At 63.8% G+C, this 25,258-nt stretch carries 22 protein-coding genes and 1 pseudogene; 7 read left to right on the top strand and 16 right to left on the bottom strand.

The window, feature by feature from the left end; genetic code table 11:
* Positions 1-72 precede the first annotated feature (72 nt).
* The gene (locus E5554_RS16940; RefSeq protein ID WP_136187505.1) at positions 73-795 is read right to left on the bottom strand and encodes an arylesterase; all 723 of its coding nucleotides are present in this window, start codon (positions 793-795) and stop codon (positions 73-75) included.
* On the opposite strand from E5554_RS16940, the gene E5554_RS16935 reads away from it, so the two are divergent.
* Both E5554_RS16935 and E5554_RS16930 read left to right on the top strand, forming a co-directional pair.
* Positions 794-1,483 (top strand): ATP-binding cassette domain-containing protein, encoded by a 690-nt coding sequence (locus tag E5554_RS16935; protein ID WP_136187504.1) that lies wholly within the window; start codon positions 794-796, stop codon positions 1,481-1,483. The two genes, E5554_RS16940 and E5554_RS16935, sit on opposite strands and share 2 nt — an antisense overlap.
* On the top strand, positions 1,480-3,996 hold the full coding sequence (locus tag E5554_RS16930) for an FtsX-like permease family protein (RefSeq protein WP_136187503.1): 2,517 nt from the start codon (positions 1,480-1,482) through the stop codon (positions 3,994-3,996). Before E5554_RS16935 ends, E5554_RS16930 begins: the two co-directional genes overlap by 4 nt.
* A 14-nt stretch (positions 3,997-4,010) precedes the next feature.
* Here the strand turns inward: E5554_RS16930 and E5554_RS16925 are convergent, their stop codons facing one another.
* Positions 4,011-5,060 carry a transporter gene (locus E5554_RS16925; protein ID WP_136187502.1) on the bottom strand — a complete coding sequence of 350 codons (1,050 nt, stop codon included), beginning with the start codon at positions 5,058-5,060 and terminating at the stop codon, positions 4,011-4,013.
* 301 nt (positions 5,061-5,361) lie between these two features.
* Here E5554_RS16925 and E5554_RS16920 point away from each other — a divergent pair, with 301 nt between their 5' ends.
* Positions 5,362-6,012: a response regulator transcription factor gene (locus tag E5554_RS16920; RefSeq protein WP_004207433.1), complete on the top strand. Its 651-nt coding sequence runs from the start codon at positions 5,362-5,364 to the stop codon at positions 6,010-6,012.
* Positions 6,013-6,064: 52 nt separating this feature from the next.
* On the opposite strand, the gene E5554_RS16915 is transcribed toward E5554_RS16920, so the two are convergent.
* Positions 6,065-7,222 (bottom strand): ATP-binding protein, encoded by a 1,158-nt coding sequence (locus E5554_RS16915; RefSeq protein ID WP_136187501.1) that lies wholly within the window; start codon positions 7,220-7,222, stop codon positions 6,065-6,067.
* Positions 7,223-7,882: 660 nt separating this feature from the next.
* On the opposite strand from E5554_RS16915, the gene E5554_RS16910 reads away from it, so the two are divergent.
* Positions 7,883-8,710: an outer membrane beta-barrel protein gene (locus E5554_RS16910; protein WP_136187500.1), complete on the top strand. Its 828-nt coding sequence runs from the start codon at positions 7,883-7,885 to the stop codon at positions 8,708-8,710.
* 45 nt (positions 8,711-8,755) lie between these two features.
* On the opposite strand, the gene E5554_RS16905 is transcribed toward E5554_RS16910, so the two are convergent.
* Both E5554_RS16905 and E5554_RS16900 read right to left on the bottom strand, forming a co-directional pair.
* Positions 8,756-9,670, bottom strand: a complete 915-nt coding sequence (locus E5554_RS16905; RefSeq protein WP_048938617.1) for a formylglycine-generating enzyme family protein — start codon at positions 9,668-9,670, stop codon at positions 8,756-8,758.
* Positions 9,671-9,753: 83 nt separating this feature from the next.
* Positions 9,754-10,131, bottom strand: coding sequence for a DUF202 domain-containing protein (locus E5554_RS16900; RefSeq protein ID WP_097383474.1), 378 nt, complete (start codon positions 10,129-10,131; stop codon positions 9,754-9,756).
* A gap of 555 nt (positions 10,132-10,686) precedes the next feature.
* Between E5554_RS16900 and E5554_RS16895 the strand changes: the two genes are divergently transcribed.
* Together E5554_RS16895 and E5554_RS16890 are read left to right on the top strand one after the other, a co-directional pair.
* Positions 10,687-11,448, top strand: coding sequence for a DUF2092 domain-containing protein (locus E5554_RS16895; protein ID WP_210729761.1), 762 nt, complete (start codon positions 10,687-10,689; stop codon positions 11,446-11,448).
* A complete protein-coding gene (locus E5554_RS16890) occupies positions 11,445-12,059 on the top strand; it encodes a hypothetical protein (protein WP_136187499.1) in 615 nt (204 codons plus the stop codon). Before E5554_RS16895 ends, E5554_RS16890 begins: the two co-directional genes overlap by 4 nt.
* A gap of 101 nt (positions 12,060-12,160) precedes the next feature.
* Here E5554_RS16890 and E5554_RS16885 read toward each other — a convergent pair whose 3' ends face one another.
* The 8 genes and pseudogenes from E5554_RS16885 to E5554_RS16850 form a co-directional block, all read right to left on the bottom strand.
* Positions 12,161-14,959, bottom strand: a complete 2,799-nt coding sequence (locus tag E5554_RS16885; protein WP_136187498.1) for a TonB-dependent receptor — start codon at positions 14,957-14,959, stop codon at positions 12,161-12,163.
* A gap of 317 nt (positions 14,960-15,276) precedes the next feature.
* Positions 15,277-16,017, bottom strand: a complete 741-nt coding sequence (locus E5554_RS16880; RefSeq protein ID WP_026109479.1) for a response regulator transcription factor — start codon at positions 16,015-16,017, stop codon at positions 15,277-15,279.
* Positions 15,969-16,988 carry a sulfotransferase gene (locus tag E5554_RS16875; RefSeq protein ID WP_136187497.1) on the bottom strand — a complete coding sequence of 340 codons (1,020 nt, stop codon included), beginning with the start codon at positions 16,986-16,988 and terminating at the stop codon, positions 15,969-15,971. The genes E5554_RS16880 and E5554_RS16875 overlap by 49 nt, the downstream gene beginning before the upstream one ends.
* Position 16,989: 1 nt before the next feature.
* Entirely contained in the window at positions 16,990-18,147 is a 1,158-nt protein-coding gene (locus E5554_RS16870; protein ID WP_136187496.1) for a glycosyltransferase family 4 protein, read from the bottom strand.
* Positions 18,140-19,375 (bottom strand): glycosyl transferase, encoded by a 1,236-nt coding sequence (locus E5554_RS16865; protein WP_136187495.1) that lies wholly within the window; start codon positions 19,373-19,375, stop codon positions 18,140-18,142. Before E5554_RS16865 ends, E5554_RS16870 begins: the two co-directional genes overlap by 8 nt.
* A 140-nt stretch (positions 19,376-19,515) precedes the next feature.
* Positions 19,516-20,004, bottom strand: a complete 489-nt coding sequence (locus E5554_RS16860) for a nuclear transport factor 2 family protein (RefSeq protein WP_017502601.1) — start codon at positions 20,002-20,004, stop codon at positions 19,516-19,518.
* Positions 20,005-20,116: 112 nt separating this feature from the next.
* Positions 20,117-21,127 (bottom strand): L,D-transpeptidase, encoded by a 1,011-nt coding sequence (locus tag E5554_RS16855; protein WP_136187494.1) that lies wholly within the window; start codon positions 21,125-21,127, stop codon positions 20,117-20,119.
* A gap of 275 nt (positions 21,128-21,402) precedes the next feature.
* Positions 21,403-22,160 (bottom strand): annotated as a pseudogene (locus tag E5554_RS16850) (IS5 family transposase).
* Between the two features lie 64 nt (positions 22,161-22,224).
* Here E5554_RS16850 and E5554_RS16845 point away from each other — a divergent pair.
* Positions 22,225-22,791, top strand: coding sequence for a FecR domain-containing protein (locus tag E5554_RS16845; protein WP_136187493.1), 567 nt, complete (start codon positions 22,225-22,227; stop codon positions 22,789-22,791).
* 397 nt (positions 22,792-23,188) lie between these two features.
* Here the strand turns inward: E5554_RS16845 and E5554_RS16840 are convergent, their stop codons facing one another.
* The 3 genes from E5554_RS16840 to E5554_RS16830 are packed head-to-tail and all read right to left on the bottom strand — an operon-like array spanning position 23,189 to position 25,256.
* Positions 23,189-23,452 (bottom strand): hypothetical protein, encoded by a 264-nt coding sequence (locus tag E5554_RS16840; RefSeq protein ID WP_136187492.1) that lies wholly within the window; start codon positions 23,450-23,452, stop codon positions 23,189-23,191.
* Positions 23,453-23,460: 8 nt separating this feature from the next.
* A complete protein-coding gene (locus E5554_RS16835) occupies positions 23,461-24,978 on the bottom strand; it encodes a PepSY-associated TM helix domain-containing protein (protein ID WP_136187491.1) in 1,518 nt (505 codons plus the stop codon).
* A complete protein-coding gene (locus E5554_RS16830; RefSeq protein WP_081261050.1) occupies positions 24,975-25,256 on the bottom strand; it encodes a hypothetical protein in 282 nt (93 codons plus the stop codon). Before E5554_RS16830 ends, E5554_RS16835 begins: the two co-directional genes overlap by 4 nt.
* Between the last annotated feature and the right edge of the window lie 2 nt (positions 25,257-25,258).

Here is a 25,258-nt window from a genome sequence, read left to right as displayed (position 1 = left end):
CGTGCCGGGGAGGAATGTCTTGCTCCCACCCATTTTAGCCATTTTGACGGACACCCGATTTTCCCCTGGGGTCTACTCCCCCAACTGCCTGGCCACCAACGGTGCGACCTTGGCGGTGATGCGCTGGACGCCTTGGGGATTGGGGTGGATGCCGTCGGGCAGCAGCAGGCTGCGCTGGCCGATCACGCCGTCGAGGAAGAAGGGGTAGAGCGGCACGCCATGCTTCTTCGCCAGGTCCGGGTAGATCGGGTTGAAGGCGGCGGCATAGTCCGGTCCCATATTGGGCGAAGCCATCATGCCGGTCAGCATCGCGGGAATGCCGCGCTTGGCAAGTTCGGTCAGGATGGCGTCGATATTGGTCCGGGTCGCCTGCGGGCTGAGGCCGCGCAGCATGTCGTTGCCGCCCAGGCCCACGAGGACCAGGTCGGGCTTGCGCGGCAGGCCGTCGAGACCGAAGGCGAGGCGGGCGAGGCCGTCGGCGCTGGTGTCGCCCGACACGCCGGCATTGACGACATGGGCCTTGATCCCCTGTTTTGACAGGGCTTGTTCAAGTATGGGTGCAAAGCCCTGATCCTGCTGAAGATTATAGCCGGCATAGAGGCTGTCGCCGAACACGACGACCAACTTGCCATCGGCGATTGGCTGTGTCGCCTTCGCTGTCATGTTCGCGGCGCCATTGTCAGCGGCGGGAAGCGCTTCTTCCTTCGTTGGGGAACAGGCGGCGAGCAGTTGGACAAGCAGCAGCGAGAACCCATATAGCCGGAAACCGTTCGCCAAGGAGCCTTCCTTCTTCATGCATGCGACCATCGATGCCCCCCATATCGCGATCCAGGCGCGCAATGTCACCCTCTCGCTCGGCAACACGCAGATATTGAAGGGGATCGACCTGGATATTCGTCGCGGCGAGAGTCTGGCGATATTGGGCGCGTCGGGATCGGGCAAATCGTCACTGATGGCGATCCTGTCGGGGCTGGAGCAGGCGAGCGGCGGCACGGTCAGCGTGGCCGGCGTCAATTATCGCTCGCTCGACGAGGATGGGCTAGCGCGGGCGCGGCGCGGTCGGATCGGCATCATCCTGCAATCCTTCCATCTGTTGCCGACGATGACGGCACTGGAAAATGTCGCCGTGCCGCTGGAACTGGCGGGGCTGGCCGATCCGTTCGAGCGGGCGGCGCAGGAATTGAAGGCGGTGGGTCTGGGCCATCGCCTATCCCATTATCCCGCCCAGCTGTCGGGCGGCGAGCAGCAACGCGTGGCGATTGCACGGGCCATGGCGCCCGATCCGGCGATATTGTTCGCCGACGAACCCACCGGCAATCTGGACCAGGCGACCGGCACGGCGATCATCGACCTGCTGTTCGCCCGGCAACAGGCGAGCGGCGCAACACTGCTGATCATCACCCATGATCCGGCGCTGGCGGCGCGGTGCGACCGGACCGTCGAGATGCGCGACGGCCAGTTGAGCGGCGAGGTCACCGCGTGACGACATTGGGGTGGGGGGCAAGCTGGCGGATCGCGCGGCGCGACCTGCATGCCGGGTTCCGCGGCTTGCGGCTGCTGTTCGTCTGCCTGTTCCTGGGCGTGATGACGCTGGCGGCGATCGGCAGCCTGACCAGCGCGATCACCGCCGAGATTTCGGCGCGGGGGCAGATGATCCTGGGCGGCGATGTCGAGATCGCCATGACCCAGCGGGTGATGGACGCGCGCGACCAGCAGGCGATCGCGCGGCTGGGCCGGATGAGCGAAACGGTGCGGCTGCGCGCCATGGTCCACAAGGGCGGCGCGCGCGCGGCGCCGCCGCTGCTGACCGAGTTGAAAGGCGTGGACGATGCCTATCCGCTCTATGGCAGGCTGGCGTTGCAGCATGGCCGCTATGCGCCGCTGGCCGCCGACCACATCCTGATCAGCCTGGCCCTGGCGGAGCGGATGGCGATCGGCGTCGGTGACGCGCTGCGCTATGGCACGGCTGATTTCACTGTCGCTGCGATCATCGCCGACGAACCGGACCGGGTGGGCGAGGGCTTTACCCTGGGGCCGGTGGCGATCGTGTCGATGGACGGGCTGGACCGCACCGGACTGATCCAGCCGGGCAGTCTCTACCGCGCCAAATATCGGCTGCGCCTGCCCGCCGGGGCGGATGCGCAGGCGCTGCGCGAGCGGCTGGAGAAGCGCTATGTCGAGCAGGGCTGGGAATTTAAGGACCGTGAACGGGCGGCGCCGGGCACCAACCGCTTCATCGAGAATATGGGCCAGTTCCTGTCGCTGATCGGCCTCGCCGCGCTGGTGATTGCCGGGATCGGCGTCAGCAATGGCGTCGCGTCCTATCTGGCGATCAAGCGTGGCGCGCTCGCGACCTTCAAGGTGCTGGGGGCGACATCGGCCGATATCCAGCGCATCTATCTGTTGCAGATCGGGGTGGTTGCGGGGCTGGCCATATTGGCCGGGCTGGTGGCGGGTGCGCTGTCGCCGCCCTTGCTGGTCTGGGCTGCGGGCGACATGCTGCCGGTGGCGCCGGGCTTCCATCTCTATCCGCTGCCGCTGGTGACGAGCGCGGCCTATGGCCTGCTGATCGCGCTAATCTTCACCCTGCCGCCGCTCGCCCGTGCTCGGACCGAGCCGGTGGCGGCGATCCTGCGTACCCTGGTCGACGGGCGGCGACGGATCGACCGGCACACGCTGGCGCTTGTCGGCGGGGCGATCGCGCTGCTGGTGGCGGTCGTGCTGCTGACGGCGCGCACGCCGATGTTCGCTGCGGCCATACTGGGCGCCATTACGGCGACCCTGTTGCTGCTGCTGGCGATGGGGCAGGGGATAAAGTGGCTGGCGCGGCGCATGCCGCATGCGCGGCGGCCGCTGCTGCGGCTGGCGCTCGCCAACCTCCATCGGCCCGGCGCGCAGACGGCGGCGTTGACGGTGGCACTGGGGCTGGCGCTGACCCTGTTCGTCACGCTGGCGGCGATCCAGACCAGCATCCAGGCGGAGATCGGCCGGACCGTGCCGAAACAGGCGCCCAACCTGTTCATACTCGACATGCCGGCCGGGGCGGAGGCGCAGTTTCGCGCTTTGATGGCCAAGCGCGTGCCGGCGGCGAAGCTGAACGTCGTGCCGATCCTGCGTGGCACGGTGACCGGCTATTCGGGCAAGCGCGTCGCTGACCTGAAGGAGAAACCGGAAGGGGCGTGGATCCTGCGCGGCGAGCGCGGCGTCACCTATAGCGCGACCCTGCCGGAGGGGAGCGAGATCGTGGAGGGACGCTGGTGGTCGCGCGATTATGTCGGGCCGCCATTGGTGTCGCTCGATGCCGACCAAGCCAGGGCGCTGGACATCTGGGTCGGCGATCGCATCACCGTGTCGATCCTGGGCCGCGAGATCGAGGCGCGGGTCGCGTCGCTGCGCAAGATCAACTGGGACACGATGGGCTTCAACTATGTGATGGTCTTTTCGCCCAGCACGCTGGCGTCGGCGCCGCACAGCCTGACCGCGACGATCAGCCTGCCCGACAAGCGCCAGGAGCAGGCGGTGACGAGCGCGCTGCTGGCGACCTTCCCCGGCGCGTCGGTGATCGAGGTGGGGCAGGTGATCGGCCAGGTGTCTGGCTTGCTGGACCAGATGTCGAGTGCGATCCTGGCGGCGGCATCGGTGACGGTGCTGGCGGGGGTCGCGGTGCTGATCGGGGCGATCGCGGCCGGGCGGCAGAGCCGCAGCTATGACAGTGTCGTGCTGAAACTGCTGGGGGCGACGCGTGGCCAGATATTGGGCGCGCAGGCGCTGGAATATGGCGTGCTGGCCGGGTTGCTGGCGCTGGTCGCGCTGCTGCTGGGCGGGGCGGCCGCCTGGTATGTTGTGGTGCAGCTCTTCAGCTTTGGCTGGGCGCCGGACTGGGGCGTGGTGCTGGCGACGCTGGCGGGCGGGGCGGTGCTGACCCTGGGGATTGGCCTTGCCGGATCGATCCCGCTGATGTCGGTGCGGCCCGCGCGCGCGCTGCGGCAACTATAGAGGGGATGCCCAGGCTATTGCTTGGGCATCTTCATGTAGAGCGGCAGACTGAGGCTCAGGAAGAAGGCCTCGCCCTTCAGCCGGTTGGTGGCGTCGAGTTCCTTGAAGGCGCGCAGGCGGAAGGTCGCGGGCGAGCGGCCCATGGTGACATTGAGCGCGGCCGTGCCGCCGACGCCGACCACCTCGCCCCGGAAGGCGCCGAGCAGGGCGCCACTGCTCTTGTCATCGCTGATCTGCTTCAGCCAATAGCCCTGGGCACCGATGGAGAATTTCTTCGACAGCGCCTTTTCCACCGATCCTTCGAGGTGGAACTCGTTGCCGCTGTCATATTCCGTATAGTCATTCTTGCCGTTGAAGGTGACGCCGGCCTTGCCGGTCAAATCCCAGCCGCTCTCATCATCATGCAGGCTGAGCGCGAGCGAGGTGTCGACCGCCCAGCGATGCAGCGCCAGATTGGCCAGCTGGTCCTCGCGATAATGGCCGACCGGGATGTTGACCATGGAACTGGCCTGGATGTGGAGCTTGCCCGCCTTCCAGCCGAGCATGGTGTTGAACACAGGATCGCCGACGACGAGCGCGGAATCATGGACGTTGAGGCTGCGCAGATTGCCGAACGGGCCGGTGACGACGGCATTGGCATCGATCATCGGCGCGCCGACCGGCACGGTCACGCCCATCGACAGGGTGCCGCCCAGGAAATTGGTGGAGGGTACGACCAGCGTCGTCAGGAAATCGGCGACGATCGTTGCATCGAGGCCGGCGACGACATTGCCACCGACGACGAATTCCTTGCTGGCGCTCGCGCTGCCATTGTAGATGTAGATGGTGTCGTCGAAATAGACACCCTCCAGCGGCGGCATCACGGCGGTCGCGGGGCCGCCGGTGCCGGGAACATAGAGGCTGGCGGCGCCCTCGACGGCCTTCGCCGGGGTGCTGATCGCACCGGCCAGCGGCAGGATAGCGCCCAGCAGGCAGGTCTTCACATTGCGCATCATCTGTCCCCATTTTCCCTGAAGGCCATGAAGCCCGGTGCCATCATCCATCGGCGCGGCGGGTGGGGCCATCGGGATAATCCCCGACCCGGTTGGGGGACGCTCGCATCGCAGAAAACCCTGTGATCGATGCTAAGATCAGGAAAATGCACGATAACCATGCTTTCCTCTCGCCAAGCAAAGCGGGACATGGCAGATTTTCCGCTGCCAGGCCCTGTGCTTGCCACGACGGAAAGGCCGATATTGGCGGCTTTGCGCGCTGTCGGGGCAATATCGGCCGATGCGGGGGAAAACCCCCATTGTTTCAGGCGGGCGGGCCGCAAAGATAGGCAGGCTCATCATGGGCGCCATCGGGAGTGGACAGGGGTAAGGGATGAGCAAGCCATTGACGCGGATATTGATTGCCGACGATCATCAGGCCTTGCGCCAGGGGGTTCGGACGTTCCTCGAAACCCAAGATCGCTGGCAGATCGTCGCCGAGGCATCGGACGGGCATGACGCGCTGAAGGCGGCGCGCGATACCCAGCCGGACATCGCGATCCTGGATTATTCGCTGCCGCTGATGAACGGGTTGGAACTGACCCGCGCGCTCAAGCAGGAATTCCCGCGGATCGAGATCTTGATCTACACCATGCATGATCGGGAGGATCTGCTGGTCGAGGTGCTGCGTGCGGGCGCGCGCGGCTATGTGCTCAAGTCCGACAGCGGACAGCATCTCCAGTCGGCGGTCGAGGCGCTGTCGCTGCGCAAGCCCTATTTTTCGGCAGCGATCTCGGAAACCCTGCTCGACCATTATGTGAAAAGCAGCGTGGCCGGCAGCAATGTCGCCACGCTGACCCCGCGCGAGCGCGAGATCGTCCAGTTGATCGCGGAGGGGAAGATCAACAAGCAGATCGCCCATCTGCTCGATATCAGCGTGAAGACGGTCGAGACCCACCGCGCGGCGGCGATGCACAAGCTGAAGCTGGGAACGACGGCGGAACTGGTGCGCTATGCGGTGCGCAACAATATCGTCGAACCCTGATCGGCGGGCGATCGGCGGGCGGGCCTGATCCTGCGTCGCCGATCAGCCGAGGTCAGTCGGTCTGGCGGCGGCGCGGTATGGTCGCGGTGACGAGCGTGCCGGTGCCGGTGCGACGGACTTCCAACTGGCCGGCGAGGGCCGCGACCCGCTCCCGCATTCCCGACAGGCCGACGCCGACGATGTCGCGGCCCTGGCCGTTGAGGATATGTTCGGGCACGCCCCGGCCATCATCCTCTATTTCCAGGGTGAAGCTGGTCTGGGTCCGTCGCAGGCGGACGACGGCGTGGCGGGCATCGGCATGTTTGTAGACATTGGCCAGTGCTTCCTGCGCGACGCGATAGAAGGCGATCTCCATGTCCGGGTCGCGCTTGATCGGTCCCGAAAGGCAGCGAAATTCGATCTGGAGCCCGGACCGGCGGGCGAAGCCGCGGGTGAAATGGGCGAGGACCGCCTCGATACCATCCTCCGCCAGTTCGGGCGGATGGAGCAGATAGCTGAGCGTCCGCACCTGATCCTGGATCGCCTTGAGCGAGATTTCCATGGCCTGATAGGCGTCGTTGGCCTGGGGGCTCATGTCGCTGTTGCGCAGCGTCATGAGGTTGAACTGCATCAGGGCCAGTTGCTGGGCCGTTTCGTCATGCAGTTCACGGGCGATCCGCTTGCGCTCCTCTTCCTCCGCCTGCAGCATCGAGAGGTGGTAGCGACGGGGATTGGCGGTTTCGCTTTCCGGATCTTCATCGTCGAGATGGCTGAGGATGAACAGATCCTCGGTGCCCGGCAGGCGTTCGCCATGGACGACCATGCGGATGTCCTGCCCGGCGAGCGGGAAGCTGAGGGTCTGGCTGAAGGGCGTGCTGTGCTGGCAGAGGGCGGCGACATGCTCGCTCACGCTGCGGGCATCTGGCGGTGGTGCGGCGAAACGTGCCTTGACGGCGTAATAGCTCTGGCCTGCCACGAGATGCAGGTCGAGGCCAACGGCGCGGAGATAGGGCTGGCAGGCGCCATTGATGGCCACGATGCAGGCATCGCGATCCACCACCACGATCTTGACCGGAATGCTGTTGATCAGGCGCTGCAGCTCTGCACGGGATGTTGTATGGGACGGACCCGGCGGAACCAGATAGATCGGCACGGGAACTGTGGCACTGCCACGTTCGTCACCGAAAAACTCCGGATAATAGGGTGCCCCCGCTTGATGTAGTTCGAGCATGACGTCTCCCTCACCAGCTAAAATGCCCTGTATCATTCGACCGGGGCGAAAGTCCCGGCGCGTAAAGATCATCTCCGCGGGAAATGCCGCGTGAAAATGGACTAACTAACGAGCGACCCTGTTATCGGTAAGTATACCGGTGGTGATTCTATGTAGCAATGGTCAAGCCTGTGTAAAAAGCAGAGTTTTTCCTGGCCTTTCGACGCTTTCTGCATTGATGGATGTTTGGCGGGTTGTTGCCACGAAACCTATGTGAAATGGGCGTTTAAGAGGGTTAATGGACTAAAGTATGACATTGTATACTTTGAAGAAATGTGGGTTTTATGTATAATTTTAGGTCTAAGGAAATATACCTAGCGTAGCGCGCCGAAGTCGGTCGGCGGCCTGCTCGCCGCTCCTGAGTCGCGCATGCCGGATGGATGGTTAGCGGCCCGATTTGACGACCGGGTATTTACCCCGAGATGGGGGGAGCGACCCGCACGGCATTTTCCGGCCGCTTTACAGGTCGATGGTGATGACGGCATCGGGTTTACCCCGGCAACATTCTCCGCGCTCCTAGGCAATGACCCCGATGCCCAAGCTCTACGCAAGGGCGCACAAGGGGGCAGGCGGCATGGTCACCGTATCTAATGAGCGGCCGCCAGCCGAAGGGAGGACGAAATGGCGCGTCACAGCATCGGGCTTGGCGGCATTTGTGTCGTGATGATGGGCACGGTTGCAGCGCCCGCGCATGCGCAATCGCTCGACGACAAATATTGGGTCGAAGTGGGGGCCTATTGGCCATCGGTCAGTTCCCATGTTCGGGTCGCGCCAGCCTCCAACCCGGATGGTGGCACGAATATCGACCTGGAATCCGACCTCGATCTCGACAAGCACAAGGCGTTGCCACAGGTCGCGGCGGGGATAAGATTGGGCGGCAACTGGTCGGTGATGGGCGAATATTATTCGCTGAGCCGCAACGGGTCCAAGACGGTGGCGCGCGATATCACATTTGACGATGTCACCTATCCGGCCGGTGTCCGGGTGGAAAGCGGCTTCGATAGCGACGTCTACCGACTGACCTTCGGCTATGCGTTCGTGAGCACGCCCGATACCCGCGTCGGCGCGGCGCTGGGGCTGCATGCGACCGATTTTACCCTGACGCTCAAGGGCGACGCGAGATTGGGTGAAACGCAGGTGAGCGGGACGCAGCGCCGCCGCAAGGCGCTGGCGCCGCTGCCGACGGTGGGGCTGTTTGCGACGCAGCGGATCGCCACCGACCTGACCCTGGGCGCGCGGGCGGATTATCTGTCGCTCAAGATCGACGATTATAAGGGGCGGCTGCTCAATGCCGAAGCGGCCATGACCTGGCGCTTTGCCAAGAATGTCGGGATCGGCGCGATGTGGCGCTACGTCAATTATCGGGTCGATGTCGACAAGGATAACTGGGCCGGGCGGATGAAATATCGGTTCAGCGGCCCGGCGGTCTTCATGCAGGTCGGGTTCTGACAGGAAAGGGCGTCGTGCGGTTCGGCGCGACGCCCCTTCTGCCTGTCAGGCCGCGCGGATCACGCAGCGAAAGCCGATATGGCTGGTCGAGGAGTCGATCGCCTGGGCATGGCGCGCGGCTGGGCGATAGCGCCGGCAATAGCTGGGCGCGCAGAGGTGCGAACCCCCTTTAAGGACACGGCGCGGGATGAGGATGTGTGGCTGCTGCGGGTCATAGCTGGCTTCGCGCGCCTGGTTGAGCGGGTTGCGCGGCGCGCAGCAGGGGCGCGAGGGATCGGCCTGGTGTCGGGCGGCGTAGAAATCCTCGGTCCATTCCCAGACATTGCCGATCATGTCGGACAGGCCATAGCCATTGGCGGGGAAGCTGCCGACCGGCGAGGTGCGTTCATAGCCGTCGATCAGCAGATTTTCGGACGGGAAATTGCCCTGCCAGAAATTCGCCATCGCCTTGCCATCGGGCAACAGTTCGTCGCCCCAGGCAAATTCCTGGCCATCGACGCCGCCGCGCGCGGCAAATTCCCATTCCGCTTCCGTGGGCAGCGCCTTGCCCGCCCAGGCGGCATAGGCAGCGGCGTCGTCATAGGTGACATGGACCACCGGATGGTCGTCGAGGTCATCGATCGAGGAGTCCGGGCCGAGCGGATGGCGCCAGTCGGCGTCGAAGACATAGCGCCACCACTGGCTCCAGTCATGCAGCGGCACCGGGCGTTCGGTGGGCGTGAAGACCAAAGAGGCGGGGCGCAGCATGTCCGGCTGGGCGCCGGGATAATCGTCCGGATTGGGGGCGATCTCCGCCGTGGTGCGATGGCCGGTCGCCTCGACGAAGCGGCGGAAGTCGCGATTGGTGACGGGGGTGGCATCGATCCAGAAGGCGTCGACCTCGACTGGATGGGCCGGCGCTTCCTCGGGATAATGATGATCCGACCCCATGATGAAGCGGCCGCCGGGAATATGGATCATATTGTCCGGCGCAGTGGCCGCAGGGGCGAGGGGGGATGGCACGGTCAACCGATACTCCTTGTCTGTCGATCCTGTTGATGCGCCTATACGGCGCGCGTCGCAATGGCCGCGAACAGAGCAATGCCGGCCACGCACATGATCAGCGCCATGACCAGCACCGGGCGGCCCAGATGAAACTGGTTGGTCTGCTTGAGGTCGGACAGCGTCATCCAGTAGCCCCATGTGCCAAGCAGGATGGCCAGCGTGCCCATGCCGGCGAGGAACAGGCCGATATGCTGCGGGCTCTGGGAATCGCCGTGGCCCGTCTTCTCCGTCGCGGCGTCGAGAAATTTGTAGATGGTGAAGCCGAAGCTGAGCATCGAGAGCGAGGTGCGGATCCAGGCCATCAAGGTGCGATCGGCGGCCATGACGGTGCGTTTTGCACCCATGTCGGTCGGGAGTTTGGGAATGTCTTCCGTCATGATCGCCGCTCCGTCAGCGAGAAATCTTGCGGTGATCCTAGGCGTGCCGTCGGGGATTGGCGATCATGATAAACCCTGGGACGGCACGGTAACGATCTGTTGCCGGTGCGCGGGCGCAAAGGGGCGCGGAGCGTTGGATAGCAGCATGTTACGATCGCGCCGAATGACGGGCACCGGCGCAAAAGGCCGATCAGGGCAAATCCCGACTTGGCCGGCCCCGGCGGCGCTCTAGCTTGATAGCGACAGGACAAGGCCGGGATGGTGCGGAAATGACCACCCGGCAGCAGGGATCGGCCGGGACTACCGGCCCATGAAATGACTGCCACCCATCCCCCTGGGTGTGGTCATGCATCAGGCGGGAAGAAGGACTGCACTTTCCGCCTGATGCTCCGTCAGGCTCAGGGGGTGCTCGGAAAGAAATGCGGCCAAATCGGCAATTATCCCGATGGGCCGCGTCGTGGGAACGGCGATAGTCGGCCGCAGCAAGGGAGATGGCGTCCAATGGCCGCATCGCGCATCTCGCCGCGCGTCCGATCCGGGCAGAAGGAGCTTGTGATGAGGTCTAGGATAAAATGTCTCTGTGTGCCGCTGGCTTTGCTGGCCGCATCCACTGCCCACGCGCAGACTGCTGCGCCGGCGGCGGGCGTGGTCGAGCCGGCGGCAATGGACGCGATGGACAAGATGAGCGCCAAGCTGATCTCGCTGCCCGGCTTCGCGCTGAAGGCCGATGTCACGACCGAAGTGGTGCTGGATACCGGGCAGAAGCTGCAATTCACCGGTGCGCTGGACATTCAGGTCCACAAGCCCGACGCGTTCAAGATCGTCGCCACATCCGACATTCAGAATCGGGAATATTATTTCGGCGGCGGCAAGTTCACGGTGCTGGCGCCGCGCCTGAACTATTATGCCAGCGTGCCGGTGACCGGTTCGATCGGCCAGTCGCTCGACAGCCTGCGCACCACCTATGGTGTCGAACTGCCGCTGGCCGACCTGTTCACCTGGGGCACGGACCAGACGCTGCGCAGCCGCATAAAGTCGGGCTATGTTATCCGCCCAGAGACGATCGACGGCCGTACCTGTACCCATTATGCCTTCCGCCAGGAAAAGGTCGACTGGCAGATATGGATCGAGGACAGCAGCCAGTTGCCCTGCAAGATGGTGATCACCGACACGAATGATCCGTCGATGCCGCAATATAGCGCGCTGATGCGCTGGGACGGCAGCGCGCGACCGTCGGCGGCTGACCTCGCCTTCACCGCGCCGGCCGGCGCCAATCCGATCCGCATGGTTGACCTGAGCAAGGGAGAGGCGAAATGAGCATGGAGGCAAAACGCGGCCTGGCCATTATCGCATCGCTTGCCCTGATGGCCGAACCGGTCGTCATCGGTCGGGTCATGCTGTCATCCGCGGCGCTGGTGCTGGGCATGGCCGCATCGACGGCGGAGGCGGCGCCGCCCCGGAAGCGTGGCAATCGCGGCGGCGGACGCGCACGACCGGCGCGACCGTCGGGTGGCGGCCATGCGGCGCGGCCGGGCAAGTCCCATCCCGGTGGGCGGCCGGGCGTGCGCGGCGGATCGGTCAACAATGTCAATCACAACCGGCATCACAACACGGTCAATAATGTCCATGTGAATGTAAATCATGGCGGTGGGCATCATGGGGGCGGTCCGGGCCGCTACGACCATTATGATCATCATCGCCATGACCGGTGGGATGATGATTGGGACGATCACTGGCATCCGGTGGCGACCGCGGCCGCGGTGACGCTGACGGCGGCGGCGATCGGGTCGATCGTGCGCAGCGTGCCGCCAGATTGTTCGACCGTGGTGGTCAATGGCATCAGCTATTCGCAGTGCGGCAATAACTGGTATCAGCCGCAATATGTCGGATCGTCGGTGCAATATGTGGTGGTCAATCCGCCGCGCTGAGGCGCCGGTCGATCAAAGGAAAAAGCGGCCGTCCGAAAGGGCGGCCGCTTTTTTGTGGGGCAGGTGCCGGACGGGCGAGGAGTGCCCGTCCAGCGGTATGATCAGAACTTGACCGAGGCGTTCACGAAGAAGGCGCGGCCATAGACGTCGTAGGTCGACGGATAGGTGTTCGACTGCTGCTGGTTGTCGCCCATGATCGGCGGCTTCTTGTTGAACATGTTGTTCATGCCCAGCGACCAGCCGAAGGTTTCCGTGGCCTGCACCTGGAGGCCGAGGTCGAACAGGTTGTAGGCCTTGATCTTCTCGACGGTATAGGTGGTGGTATCGTCGTCGTCGCGGACGCTCGACAGATAGCGATGGGTCAGGCCCAGGGTGATCGGACCGCTGCTCCAGGTGATGCGGTTGTTGAGCCGCAGCTTGGAATAGGGATCGCCGCAATAGACGCCGAAGCGACCGGCACAGCTCTGGTTCAGTTCCGGGATCGCCGCGACCGGGTTCAGGTCGTAACGGATCAGACGGGTGCCCGCGACGCGGAAGCTGAGCTTGCCGGTCTTGGCGCCGAACACGCCGAAGTTGAGCGGCAGGCTGTAGTTCATCTCGAAGTCCACGCCCTCGGTCTTGAGACCGCCGGTGTTGGACAGGAGATTTTCCGCGCCCTCGATCGCATAGCTGTTCTCGTTGCGCGGCAGCAGCGAGCAATAGCTGCTGTCATAGGGCGTCCAGCCATTGGACTGATCGCCATAGCAGGCCTTGATGATGTTCGCGGTGCCCGGCGTCGAAATATAATTGTCGATCTTGATATGGTAATAATCGACCGTCAGGCTGAAGCGCGGCAGGAAGCTGGGCTGGAGCACGACGCCCGCGGTCCAGGTGTCCGACTTTTCCTCACGCAGGTTCGGGTTGCCGCCGGTGATCGAGTCGATCTGCGAGCTGCCACCGTTGATGTCGGTGCCGAGCGCGCTCGACGGAACGCCGGTTGCGACGCAACTGGCCGCCAGGCTGGCATTGGTGGTCGCGTCCTCGGTCGAGCAGGGATCGTTCGCGGTCGGGAAGTCCTGCGACTGGCCCGAATAGAGATCCGCGACGGTCGGCGCACGCACCGCCCGGCTATATTGGCCGCGGAAGGTGACGTCCTTGATCGGCGCATAGATGAGGCCGGCCGAGAAGGTGCCGACATTCTTGGCTGCGGTCGAGTAATGCGAGAAGCGATAGGCGCCGTTGAAGTCGAGCTTGTGGACCAGCGGCAGGTCGGCGAGCAGCGGCACGTCGATTTCGGCGAACAGCTCCTTCACATTATAGCCGCCCGACAGGCCTTCACCGGCGTTGAAGCCGACGACGTCGCCCGAGGACAGGGCATAGTCCGGATCATAGCTGCCATGTTCGGAGCGATATTCCGCACCAAAGGCGATACCGGCCGGGCCGGCGCCCAGGTCGAACAGATTGCCGTTGGTGACGGCGAAGCTGGCGACCTGTTCGGTCACGGTGCTGACATTCTTGACCGGGATCGAGATGAAGGCGGCGGCTTCGCTGCTGATATTGCCTTCGCCGAAGATGTTCAGCGGGACGCAGCCATTGCTGGTGTCGGAACAGACCAGATTGCCGTCGCTGTCATAGGTGGTCTTGAGCGCCTGCTCCACGCGGCTGCGCGATACGTTGCCGGTCTGGGTCTCGACCTGCTTGGTGCGCGAATAGCTGTAATAGCCGTCATAGTTCCAGTCGCCGGCAATCTGGCCCTTCGCACCGATCAGGGTGCGATAGGCGGTGTTGTCGACATTGGAGATGCGGGCGCCGACCTCGTTGAGGCGGCGATAGATGGCGGCGGTGGCATAGCCGTCGCCGTCGGTGTCCGCTGCCGACAGCAGCGCCTGGGATTCCGGCGAGAGGAAGGAGGAGTCGACGTCGAGCGAGACCGAGCCGGTGAACGGCGTGGACGCGAGGCGGTTCTTCACCCGGTTGTTGATGAACTGACCCTCGGCATAGACGGTCAGGTGATCGTTGACGTCATAATGGGTCTGGGCGCTCAGCAGGATGCGCTTCTGGGGCACCTGCAGATAATTGTCCGGCGCATAGTTGTAGGCGTCGGTCGTCGCGTCATAGGCCGAATAGCTGCCGTCCTGATTGAACTTATACTGGGTGCCGGCCAGGGCGAAGCGGGTGCCGGGGATCGAGCCCGAGCCGCCGGCGGCCAGGCCGCCATCGCCGTCATCGGTATAGGCCTGCTTGGTGTAGCTGCGGGCCGACTGCTGGACGGCGTCGCGCTTGGTGTAATCGATGTAGAAGGTGGCGTTGCCGCGACCGTCGGCGAAATTGCCACCCATCAGCAGGTTGGTGTTGAAAGTGCCGCCGTCGCCAGCCTGGTTGATGCGATAATTGGCATTTGCTTCCACGCCGGAAAAGTCGCGCTTGGTCACGAAGTTGATGACGCCGGCGATCGCGTCCGAACCATAGACGGCCGAACGGCCGCCCGACACGACCTCGACATGGTCGATCAAGCCCGCCGGAACGGTGTTGAGATCGACGATCTGGTTGGAGTCATAGGAGACGTAGCGACGCCCATCGACCAGCACCAGGGTGCGGTTGGCACCCAGGCCGCGCAGGTCGGCCGTCGACACGCCGCCGCCCGGATTATTGGATGCCGCCGTCGTGCTGGGGATGAGCTGGGGCAGGTCGTTGATGATCGATTCGACGTTGACCTTGCCGCTGAGCTTCAATTCCTGCGCGCTGACGATCGCGATCGGCGATGCCTGCTGCAGGTCGGGGCGGGCGATGCGCGAACCGGTGACGACGATGGTGTCGCTGGTCGCGCCATCATCCGCCGCGCTGGTCTGCGCGAAGGCCGGGGTCGCCAGGCCGAGCAGGATGGTCGACGCCGAAAGGCGCCGCATGATGTGAGACGGCATGAAAATAATCTCCCTTGGGATATTTTATCCCGGTCCGCGCCCTGTTGGTTTTGTCCTTGGGGTGACGCGAGCCGATGGAGAGATTTGTATGCGTGCGACGAAGTGCGTCAACGCGATTTGCCGTGTTTCACAAAGGTTTAACAAAGCTGTTGCCAATAAAAAACAGATATGACGATAGTTTTTATTATGTTGTGAAATGTTGCGTATGTTTCACGGAATTTCATGATTTATGAAATTTCGTAATTATATTTGATTTGTGACGAAAAAATCCCCGCATATTTTCATATGCGGGGTAATGGATTTGATTTTTATTGTGATCAGTTGGCGGCGTTGCCAGCCGTGACGGGGTGGACGAAGATATAGCCTTCGTTGCGCACGGTGCGGATCGTCTGTCCCTTGAGGCCGCCAGCCGACAATTTGCGACGCAGACGGCACAGTTGGACATCGATGGCGCGGTCATAATGGTCGCTCGATGCGCCATAGACCTGGTCGAGCAACTGGTGGCGGTTGAGCACCTGGCGCGCATTGGCCACGAAGACGCGCAGCAACTGATATTCGCCCTCGGACAGCGAGATGGTGCCGCCGCTCGGATCGAACAACTGGCGGGTGGTAAGGTCGAAGCGCCAGCCCTGGAAGGCGACCCAGCTATTGTCGCGCGGGGCCGTAGCCATGGTGCCGGCATCGGCCTGGCGGCGACGGGCGCGCAGCGCCGCATTGGCGCGGGCGAGCAGTTCGCGGGCGTTGCAGGGCTTGGTCAGATAATCTTCCGCGCCCATTTCCAGGCCCAGGATGCGATCAATGTCGCTGCTGGCGCGGCTGTGGATGATGACCGGAATGCGCCGTTCGAACGCGAATTCGCGCAGCAGGCCGGCTGTATGCTGACCCGGCATCATCGGTTCGGCGATCAACAGGTCATAATGACCCTCTTCCGAAAGGCGGCGCATGTCGGCGAGATTGGCGGCGGTGTCGACGTCGAAGCCATAGCGGCCGAAATAGTCCGACAGCGACGTCAGCAGTGCTGCGTCATCGTCGGCAAGGAGGATGTGGCTGTTCTGCATGATCGAGCATAGGACGGCGCCGGTCCGGCCATCCCGTCGCGTGATTTTGCGTCGCGGCATGTCTGTTGTTCCAGTCGGTCGGCAATGGCGGCCTCGCCATGCCGATAATAGTCGTTGAAATGGGCGATCGCGCCCTCGTCCAATATGTCGCGCATGCGCAGCGGGCGGCCGAAGCGGCCCGAGGCATTGGCGCGGCGCAGCAGCTTGCGGCTGAGCCCATACCAGCCGGGCAGATGGAGCAGGCAGTCCTTGTCCGCGACGGCGCGCCGGGTGAAGAGATTGGCCGTGCGAAAGGCCCAGAGTAGCAGCCGATCGGGGGAGGGGTTGCGTGTGCCCCAGTCCAGCTGATCGAGCGCGACATCCAGCCCGAAACGGCTAGCATAAGCGGCGGCGAAGCCGCGCGGATCGGCGCGAAAATCCTCATAGCGGAAGACATGGACATTGTCCGCGCCGAACAGCCGATCATAATGAGCGATCAGCCGGGCATAGTCGAAATGCTCGCGGCGGAAGCCGGGCGCCTCGTCCCGCTCCGGCGCTACCGGGCCGAGCCGGTCTCGGCCGAACAAGTAGCGGTGGATGCCGAATGTGCCGCCGCCCTTCACATATTGGAGATAGGCGGACGCGATGGCCGAGCAGGGATCGCGCACGAAGATGACGATCTGCGCACCGGGCAGCGTATCGCGGATGCGGCCGGCGACATCCTTGGAAAGATTGCCGGCCAGCCCGCCATTATGCAGCCCGCCGCTCAGATTTTCCTCGCACAGGATGATGTCGTCGCGGTCCTGGCCCAGTCTGTGGCGGGCCTGGTCAGGCTCGAAATGCAGCGCGCCGGCCTCCAGAAAGGCGGCCCGCGCGACGGCACGGGGCAGGTAGCGACGATTGCGGACGGCGGGGTAGAAAATATCCTGGAACCAGGTGGTTCCGGTCTTGTGATAGCCGATATGGATGATGGGGCCCCTGTAGTTGCGCATCCTATCCTCCTTCGGTCAGTGCGGGCGTGCTGCGAGACGGGGCGGGCCGACGGGGCGGCAGTTCATGCAGGATCAGGCGGCAATGCCGTTCCCATGACAGGTTGTTCGCGGCCCAGATCCGCGCCTGATCGCCCAGTCGGCGGCAGAGCGCGGGATCGCGCGCCAGCAGCGCGAGCGCCGCGCGCAATGCGCTGGGGGAGTTGCCATCGACGACCAGCCCGGTGACGCCGTCGCGGACCAGTTCGGCCGGGCCGCCATCCGCGCCGACGATGCAGGCCAGCCCCTGTGCCATGGCATCGGCGACGCTGAGGCCGAAGCCTTCCACCTCGGCGCCATCTTCCAGCGCGATCTGAGGGTGGAGGAAAATGTCGGCGTCGCGATATTGCGCGGCCAGTTCCGCGTCGGAGACATAGCCGGCCAGGCGGACATGATCCTCCAACTGGTGGCGGCGCACGGTCTGTTGGATGCGGATGCCGTCCACGCCGCGGCCGACGATGGTGTAGTGGAGTGAGGCTTCCTCGCGCAGGCAGGCGGCTGCGGCGTCGATCGCGGCCGGAATATTCTTGCGCGCGACCAGGCGACAGACAGTCAGCACTTGGGCCGGCGCGGCGCCATTCTGGAAGGCGGTGGCGGGACGGTCGGCTGGCATGCGCACCCCGTTCCAGGCGACGATGGTGCGCGCGGCAAGATCGGGCAGGCGCTGCACCAGCAGGTCGCGGGTGACGGCGCTGACCGCGACGATGCGCCGGGCGCGGCGCAGCAGCACCCGCAACAGGGCGAAGGCGCCGCCGGCCGGGCGACCGACTTCCCGGCCATGGATCGTCACGATGAGGGGGCGGGGAAAGGCAAGGGCAGGCAGGGCTGCGCGCCAGGTGCAGGCATGGATCGCCTGGGGGCGCTCACCGCGTAGCCAGGCGCCGGCCATGGCGCGGAACAGCCGGCCATAGACCCGCAGGCGCGAGGCCGGGCCGACATCGATCAGTTCGACGCCGTCGCTGCTGACCCGGCGCGGACCGGCCGAGGATTTGGCGAACAGGGTGACGCGCCAGCCCAGCGCAGCATAGGCGCGGGCGGTTTCGGTCACATAGGTCTGGACCCCGCCTTCATCGGGCGCATGGACGCGGGCGACCAGCCAGAGGCGGCGATCGGCATCAGCCATGGCGCAGCGCCTCCCGCAGCTTATAGGGTGTCGGAACGGGCCGCGCTGCTGGCGCGCCGCGTGTCAGATAATCCGCGACCGCCCTGGCCGCGCGCGCTGAGGCAGGCGCGCCACCGCTGGTGAAGGTATCGGACAGGCCGCGTCGCTGGGCGGCGTCATACATGCCATGGGCGGCCATGGCGGCGGCGACCTTGTCCGGGATGCGATCGGCGGATTCATGGACCGGGCCATAATGCCAATGGGCATAGTTGGGATCGTCGCGCCATTGCGCGCCATGGCCGTTGAGGAAGAGACAGGGGCGCGGCGTGGCGATGAATTCGTAGATCTGGCTCGACACGTCGCCGATATAGGCGGCGGCGATCTGGACATAGCTCATGTCGACGCTCGCCCGGCTGCCCAGGTCGACATGAATATGCGGCAGGCCGGCAAACTCGGCCAGCATGCGCTCGGCCGCGGCGCGCTTGCGGCGATTGTCGAACAGGCGGACATGGGGCGCGACGATCAGATTAAAGCGATCATCGGCCGCGAACTGGCGCAGTACATCCATGCCCATCGCCTGCCAGGAAGAGAGGCGCGGCGAGAAATGCGGGTTGTAGAGGATGATCGGGCGACTGTCGGTGAAAGGGCTGGCCGGACGCTGGCCCTGGGTCAGGTCGAACTTGCCATAGCCGGCAATGGCGTAATGATCCTCGCGGATCAGGCCCTGTGCCAGCATCCGGCGGCGCTGCTTCTCGCCCGCCAGCAGGACGAAGTCGAACAGCGCGATGCGCGGATCATAGCCGACCGCCCGGTCGCCCGCGCCATGACAGGTATGGATGAAGCGGCTGTCCGCCAGCCCGAGCCGGCGCAGCAGCAGAGAGGTGCGTTCGGGCACGACGATCGCGTCATAGCGGGCGAGGCGGCGGCGCGCAGCGAGCAGGGTGGCGAGCTTGGGCGGGCTGGCATGGCCCGACAGATGGGACAGGGTGCGCAGCCAGATATTGTCGAGATGGATGAAGTTCAGCCGGCCGCCGCCATGACGGGCTGCCAGGTCGCGGGCCAGGGCAATATGATCGGCGCCGGCCGCGATGATATCGACGCGAAAGCGCGGATCATGCGACAATTCCAGTGCCAGCGGCATGGCGTGCAGAAGATGATGGATCTGCGCGTTGAAGAAGAAGCAGATCGACTGCCTCTTCCTGTCTATCTGGTCGGTCCGGGCCGGGAAATTGATCGGCTGTTGTATCACGCTGCACTCCGCGTCTGACGCTGGTCAGGCGGAGTGTCTGCGTGTGATTTTGCCCGGCGATTTCAGATTGCGGCGATGTCTGTAACATTGTGCGCCGGGTTCGGCATTTTCATGTCACCCTTGCCGGGCAGCGAAGTTCCCTATTTCCGGACGACGGCGGCGTTGAGGAACGGATCATTGCCGATGAACATCGGCGTGCTGTCGAACAGCGAGATGCGCCATTCGCCGTCCGCATCCCGGCGGAATTCCATGCGGCAATCGGCGACGATGGTCGGGCCGACCAGGTTCAGGATCGGCGCCTTGCCCTCACCCGAATAATTGACCAGCATGAACTGCGCGCTGCCATGGTCGGCGGCCGGGAATTGAATGCGCATATTGGTGATGGTGTGCCGCTGGGTGCGGACGCCATCCTTTTGCTGGGTGGCGACCCGTTCGTTGCGGGCGGTGTAGAAGGCGGTGATGGGGCCATGGCCCTGATGGAGCGTGCCGCCGACCAGATAATGGCAATCGTCGGTGCAGAGCGGCGCCACGTTCATGCCGCCGTTGAGGTCCAGATCATAGCCCCAGTCGATCACCAGTTGCTCGATCTCCAGCGCGGCAATGGCGGTTTCGGCGGTGAAGCGGGGCATTATCCTCATCCTTTCCTATGGCATGCTGCTCTTTCCGACAGCTTGTGCGCATGGGGATGGGCGCCCGCAAGCATAGAGGGCTCCGCCGTGGCGATGCTTGGTGATCGAACGGTTAGGGCTGGGGCGCGACCGCGTCCATGATCGTGAGTTTCTCGCCGGTCGAGGCGCCGACGCTGGAGTCGGTGACGAGGATGGTGGTGCCCGGCTTCAACTGGCTACGGATCTTGTCGTAGAATCCGCGCGGCAGGCGCACCCGGTTCAGCACCGCTTCGTCCACGACATTCTCGACATCATTTTCATGGCCCGGCAGGCCGACATAGAGCCAGTGGGTCTTCCCATCCTTCCCCATGGTGAGGGTGATGACATGGGAGCCGGGATCGCCCTCCTTAATCTCGGCGACGCTGCGGCCGATTTCCGTGCCGTTGCGCAGCACGACGATCCGCTGCTCCTTCTTCGAGACGATGATGGTCAGGGGGCCGCTGGTCGCCAGTTCAGGCTGCCAGCGATATTCCTCATCCTTGAGCGGGCGATATTCGACCTGCTCGCCCTTGTCGTTGATCGGCGACAACAGGCTTGCCTGGCTGGTGCGCATATGGGTGGCGGCATTGCCCTGAACCACCACGGTCGCACCCAGGCTGGTGATGGCGAAGAGTTCCTGCGAGAATTTATAGGGCAGGTGGATGCAGCCATGGCTTTCGGGATAGCCCGGCAGGCCGCCGGCATGGAGCGCGACGCCGTCCCAGGTCAGGCGCTGCTGATAGGGCATGGGCGCGTTATTATAGGTGCTGGACCGATGGTCCTTGTCCTTTTGCAGGATGGTGAAGACGCCGGTGGGCGTTGCATGGCCTTCCTTGCCCGAGGAGATGGTGGACACGGCGATGCGCACGCCATTGCGATAGACGGTCGCGATCTGGCGCGAGAGATCGACATAGACGAGCAGCGGCCCGGTCGGCGATACCTGTGGCGCCCAGACCCATTGGCCCGGCTTCAGATTGTCGGCGCGGCGGGCAAATTCGGGCGGCGATGTGGCGCGATCGCCCTGGGCAAGGGCGGGGTGGGGGAGCAGCAGCGTCAATGGCAGAATGGTGGCAAAGCGAACAGCGTAATCGCGCAAGGCGCCCATGATCCGATCCCCCCGATTGTCCGGGATTAAGCCTATCTAGGATCAAGATGGCACGCCATAGGGGAAGCACCCGATGAGCGGCGTTATAAATAGGGATGTCGAGAGATTTTCTGGTGACCCCGTGGACGCTGAAAGTTTAGGATAGTTGAAATTTGATAACAGTATAATTGATTCCTGATGGGCGATTTTGGATGGTCATGGACCATCAGTTTTTCGATCGATGTGCAATCCGGTCCCGGACCGCAGTTTGTTTTTCGGCTAGCGCGGATCGACATTCAGCGTAACCAGATCATGGCGGCGGCGAGGTTTGTGAAGCTGGCGAAGTGGATGGTGCGGCGATCGTAGCGTGTTGCGAAGCGGCGGAAGTGTTTGAGCCTGCCGAGACATCGTTCGATACGATTGCGGTGTTTGTAGATCAGCGCGTCATGCGGGATGGCGACCTTACGGCAGCGGTTTGAAGGTATGAGCGCTTCGGCGCCCATTTTCGCGATGATTGTCCGTAAAGCATTACTGTCATAAGCTTTGTCGGCGAGCACGACGACGGCTTCCTGTCCGTGCAGCAGGGCCGGCGCCTGAGTAACGTCGCCAGTCTGGCCGGGCGTGATGATGAAGCGCAGCGGCCGGCCGAGCGGGTCCGCAAGCATGTGTATCTTGGTGGTCAGTCCGCCTCGGGAACGCCCCAGCGCCTGATCGCACGCCCCCCTTTTCCGGTCGCCGCCTGCTGGTGCGTGCGAACGATGGCGCTGTCGATCATCAAATACTGGTTGTCCCGGTCGGCCGTCAGTGCGTCGAACACCCGTTACCAGGCACCCGCATGGCACCAACGGCTGAAGCGGCGATGCAGCGTCTTCCGCTTGCCATAGCGCTCCGGCAGATCGCACCAATGCGCTCCTGACCGCAGCACCCACAAACATCCGTTCACGAACAGGCGGTTATCCGTTCCCGACCGCCCCGGATCGGTCGCTTTGCCCAGTAGCAACGGCGCAATCCTCTCCCATTGCACCTCGTTCAACTCGTACCGCTTCGCCGCCATCATCCACTCCGCGCATCAACACGGCGTCCTATGAATCAGCGATCATCCGCTTTGGGAATCCCGAATGTCGATCCGCCCTAGTGCGGTCACGATCGAGATCCGCTCGACGGATCGCCGAATCCGGTTGTTGAAAGGCGAGGCGCTGTTCACGGTTGCGCCCGATCGTTCCCGCCCCTTCACCGTCCAGGCAGCAATCGGTGAAACGATGGCGCTGGGCACGCAATTCTCGGTCCGCCAGACGGGCGCCGACACTGAGGTTACCGTGACAGAGCACAGCGTGATGCTCGTCAGCGGAGAGGACAAGGGGGCCAGCCTCATTCTGCGGGAAGGCCAGTCCATCCGCTATGGCGCCGATGGCCGTATCGATGCTCCTCGTTCCATCAATACGGAAGCGGCCACCGCCTGGACGGACGGCGTGCTCGTATTCAAGGATGCGCCGCTATGTCAGGGCGTGGCCGAGATCGGCCGCTATCATCCCGGCTACATGACTATAGTGGGCGACGCATCATCCCTGCACGTCTGTGGCGTATTTCGCATCGACGATCCGGTTGCAGCCATATCCCGGCTTCAGAAATCTCTCGGCCTGCGATCCGTGCAATTGTCCCGTAGTCTGATCGTGATTTTCGCCTGAAATTATTTTTCTGAAATTCGACCTCTCGTTTGACCGCATGCGAACGTATGAATTGCAAGGTATTCTCAATAGCAGGTGTGCCTCCATCCCGAATGTCGAATGGAGGGAGTTAGAAGTGCTGAATTCAAAGGGCCTCGAACAAGGCAAGGTTTCCGTGCGGTCGATCTCCGTGTCGCTCGCCACGGCGAGTGTGGTGAGTGGGCCAGCAATAATCTCGACGCCTGCAATGGCGCAGGAAACGGTTTGCCGCATCCGATGGACAATCAATTTATGCGCCGGACCGACCCGTATCATCTAGAGACGGTTGAACCAATTGTGCGTCACGACCGAGGCAGTGATAGTCAGCCTTTGCTTCAGGATCGATATGCAGGTCATGACATCGAGAGGGCAATCGCGTTCAGTCAAAATCGGGACGCCCAGATGACTGGCGAATGGGTTTTCCAAAAACGACAATGAGCCCGGCCAACGGCAGGATACAGAAGAACCAGAGCAGCGAAGCGATCAGGTTGGTCGTGGCCAGTTGCGCGACGGGAAGGATCGCCAGAACCAGCAATGCGGCTCCGCCCGCGCGCCAGGCGGCTCGATAGACGATGTGCCTTCGGGATGTGCCGCGCCGGATGGCATCGAAGCCGGCCACCGCAAGGATCAGGGATAGGGCCATGCTCATGATCACTGCGCAGCGCCGCCGGACGACCTGCGAGCGATGCTGCCTGCTGCGATCCACAAGATGATGCCCATCGCCAGCGCCGTCAGGTCTGCGCCTGAGCGTATCCCATCGCCATGAGCCAGCGTTGACGTCAGCGGCATTCCCGCCAGAGCCGTGCTCACGGGAATAGTCAGGCAGAGCAACGCCGCCGCACGCAACTGCTCTGCCCACGCGCTGGCCCAGGGCCGTACACCGGCATGGATGAGGCTCAGCCGCCAGGCTGAAAAGTAGATGCTGGCGGCCAGAGTGCGGCGACCTTCGATGCCGGGAGGCAGCAACTGCTCACCGTGCAGGTACGCCGCACAGGCGATGATGTTTCCAGCCACAGCGGCGATGGTGATCCGGCCTGCCATGGCGTGAAATGCCGATCCGCCCCGGCGCGCCCGCTTTTCGGTAAAGAGGACAAGGCCAGCCCCAACCATCGCGGTGCTGGCGAGGCCGGTCAGGAAATAGAGCCAGCGGGCAGCGATTTCGCCCCATTCTATGAAGTGCAGTCCGGCAAGGAAGGCCTGGGTTTCGCGAGCCGGGGAGCGCTTCACCAGAACGCGCAGCAACCGGCCGTCGGCGCCCGCGAAGTCCACGCGATCAGGGAAACTGGCGATACGATCGTCGCGCTGTCGCCAGATCTCGACCGTGGCATTGGCACGATCGGGATGGCTCACATAGATGTTGACGGCCGCTCCGCCACCCCATGCGCGCTCGGCGCGTGCGACCATCGGCATCAGCGCAACCGTGGCCCGCGGCGATCCGGCGGGTGTATCCACGTCGATGTAGCGCGATTGCGCAGCCGCGGCCTGATAGGCTTTGACGTCGCCGCCGTTCAGCGTCGCGACGCCGGCGGGAATATAGGCGTAATAGATCAGGACGAGGCCGGTATAGGCCATCATCATGTGGAACTGCAGCGGCAGCACCGAGAGAAGGTTGTGCGCATCCATCCACGCCCGCTGGCGCGAGGCCCAGGGGCGGAAGGTGAAGAAATCGCGGAATATGCGCTTGTGAATGATGACGCCGCTGATCGATGCGGCCAGCATCGCAAGGCCCGCCGCGCCCACGATCAGGAAGCCGATGGGACTGGACTTGCGATCGATCCCCAGCGTGTAGTGATAGCGCATGAAGAAGAACCCGGCGTCCATGTCGCGCGGGATGCGGGCGCCGGTCTGCGGGTTCAGGCGATGGGTGGTGGCCTTGCCCGCGCCGTCGGTCCACACCAGCCGCAGCACCGGTTCGCGTGCAGTGGGGATGACGATACGCCATTGCCGGGCATCCGGAGCGATGCGGGTGAGATAATCCCGTCCCATCGCTACGGCTCGTCCCCGGTCGATAGCCACCGGAGAGCGCAGTTCGGGCGTCGTCCAGAGGTTGATCTCCGTATAGAATACCGCCAGCGATCCGGTCAGCAGGACGCCGAACAGAACCCAGCCGAACAGCAGCCCACACCATGTATGGAACCAGCCCATGGACTGGCGCAGGCTATCCTTCATCTGGCGACCCCCAGTATCAGAGCGAAGGGGAGGGCCGTGCCCACCAGCAGTTCGCCCCAGATCCGCGTGACGCTGCGCACCGCAAAGGCGCGAAGAATCACCGTCACGAACAGCATGAAGGCGAGGCAGGTAGCAAGGATGTTGGCGTCAACCGCATCCATCGGCAGCAGGCGTACCGCCGCGCAGATCCATGCATAGCACAGACCATAGGCACCGATGGTCGATGCCAGCACGCGCGGCGCGATGGCGCGCCAGCCCGGCTCCTGCCTCGCCGGCACGA

This window comes from Sphingobium sp. PAMC28499, assembly GCF_004795815.1.
In the GTDB taxonomy this organism is placed as follows: Bacteria; Pseudomonadota; Alphaproteobacteria; order Sphingomonadales; family Sphingomonadaceae; genus Sphingobium; species Sphingobium yanoikuyae.
This window is presented reverse-complemented; position numbering and strand designations above follow the sequence as displayed.

Excerpts from the sequence above, each read along its gene's own strand:
- E5554_RS16915 (WP_136187501.1), bottom strand. The coding sequence starts at position 7,222 with ATGCTCGAACTACATCAAGCGGGGGCACCCTATTATCCGGAGTTTTTC.
- E5554_RS16940 (WP_136187505.1), bottom strand. The coding sequence starts at position 795 with ATGAAGAAGGAAGGCTCCTTGGCGAACGGTTTCCGGCTATATGGGTTC.
- E5554_RS16835 (WP_136187491.1), bottom strand. The coding sequence starts at position 24,978 with ATGAAGGATAGCCTGCGCCAGTCCATGGGCTGGTTCCATACATGGTGT.
- E5554_RS16925 (WP_136187502.1), bottom strand. The coding sequence starts at position 5,060 with ATGGCCCCACCCGCCGCGCCGATGGATGATGGCACCGGGCTTCATGGC.
- E5554_RS16935 (WP_136187504.1), top strand. The coding sequence starts at position 794 with ATGCATGCGACCATCGATGCCCCCCATATCGCGATCCAGGCGCGCAAT.
- E5554_RS16840 (WP_136187492.1), bottom strand. The coding sequence starts at position 23,452 with ATGGCCCTATCCCTGATCCTTGCGGTGGCCGGCTTCGATGCCATCCGG.
- E5554_RS16900 (WP_097383474.1), bottom strand. The coding sequence starts at position 10,131 with ATGACGGAAGACATTCCCAAACTCCCGACCGACATGGGTGCAAAACGC.
- E5554_RS16905 (WP_048938617.1), bottom strand. The coding sequence starts at position 9,670 with ATGATCCATATTCCCGGCGGCCGCTTCATCATGGGGTCGGATCATCAT.
- E5554_RS16880 (WP_026109479.1), bottom strand. The coding sequence starts at position 16,017 with ATGCAGAACAGCCACATCCTCCTTGCCGACGATGACGCAGCACTGCTG.
- E5554_RS16875 (WP_136187497.1), bottom strand. The coding sequence starts at position 16,988 with ATGCGCAACTACAGGGGCCCCATCATCCATATCGGCTATCACAAGACC.
- E5554_RS16895 (WP_210729761.1), top strand. The coding sequence starts at position 10,687 with ATGAGGTCTAGGATAAAATGTCTCTGTGTGCCGCTGGCTTTGCTGGCC.
- E5554_RS16860 (WP_017502601.1), bottom strand. The coding sequence starts at position 20,004 with ATGCCCCGCTTCACCGCCGAAACCGCCATTGCCGCGCTGGAGATCGAG.
- E5554_RS16845 (WP_136187493.1), top strand. The coding sequence starts at position 22,225 with ATGTCGATCCGCCCTAGTGCGGTCACGATCGAGATCCGCTCGACGGAT.
- E5554_RS16910 (WP_136187500.1), top strand. The coding sequence starts at position 7,883 with ATGGCGCGTCACAGCATCGGGCTTGGCGGCATTTGTGTCGTGATGATG.
- E5554_RS16870 (WP_136187496.1), bottom strand. The coding sequence starts at position 18,147 with ATGGCTGATGCCGATCGCCGCCTCTGGCTGGTCGCCCGCGTCCATGCG.
- E5554_RS16890 (WP_136187499.1), top strand. The coding sequence starts at position 11,445 with ATGAGCATGGAGGCAAAACGCGGCCTGGCCATTATCGCATCGCTTGCC.
- E5554_RS16885 (WP_136187498.1), bottom strand. The coding sequence starts at position 14,959 with ATGCCGTCTCACATCATGCGGCGCCTTTCGGCGTCGACCATCCTGCTC.
- E5554_RS16855 (WP_136187494.1), bottom strand. The coding sequence starts at position 21,127 with ATGGGCGCCTTGCGCGATTACGCTGTTCGCTTTGCCACCATTCTGCCA.
- E5554_RS16920 (WP_004207433.1), top strand. The coding sequence starts at position 5,362 with ATGAGCAAGCCATTGACGCGGATATTGATTGCCGACGATCATCAGGCC.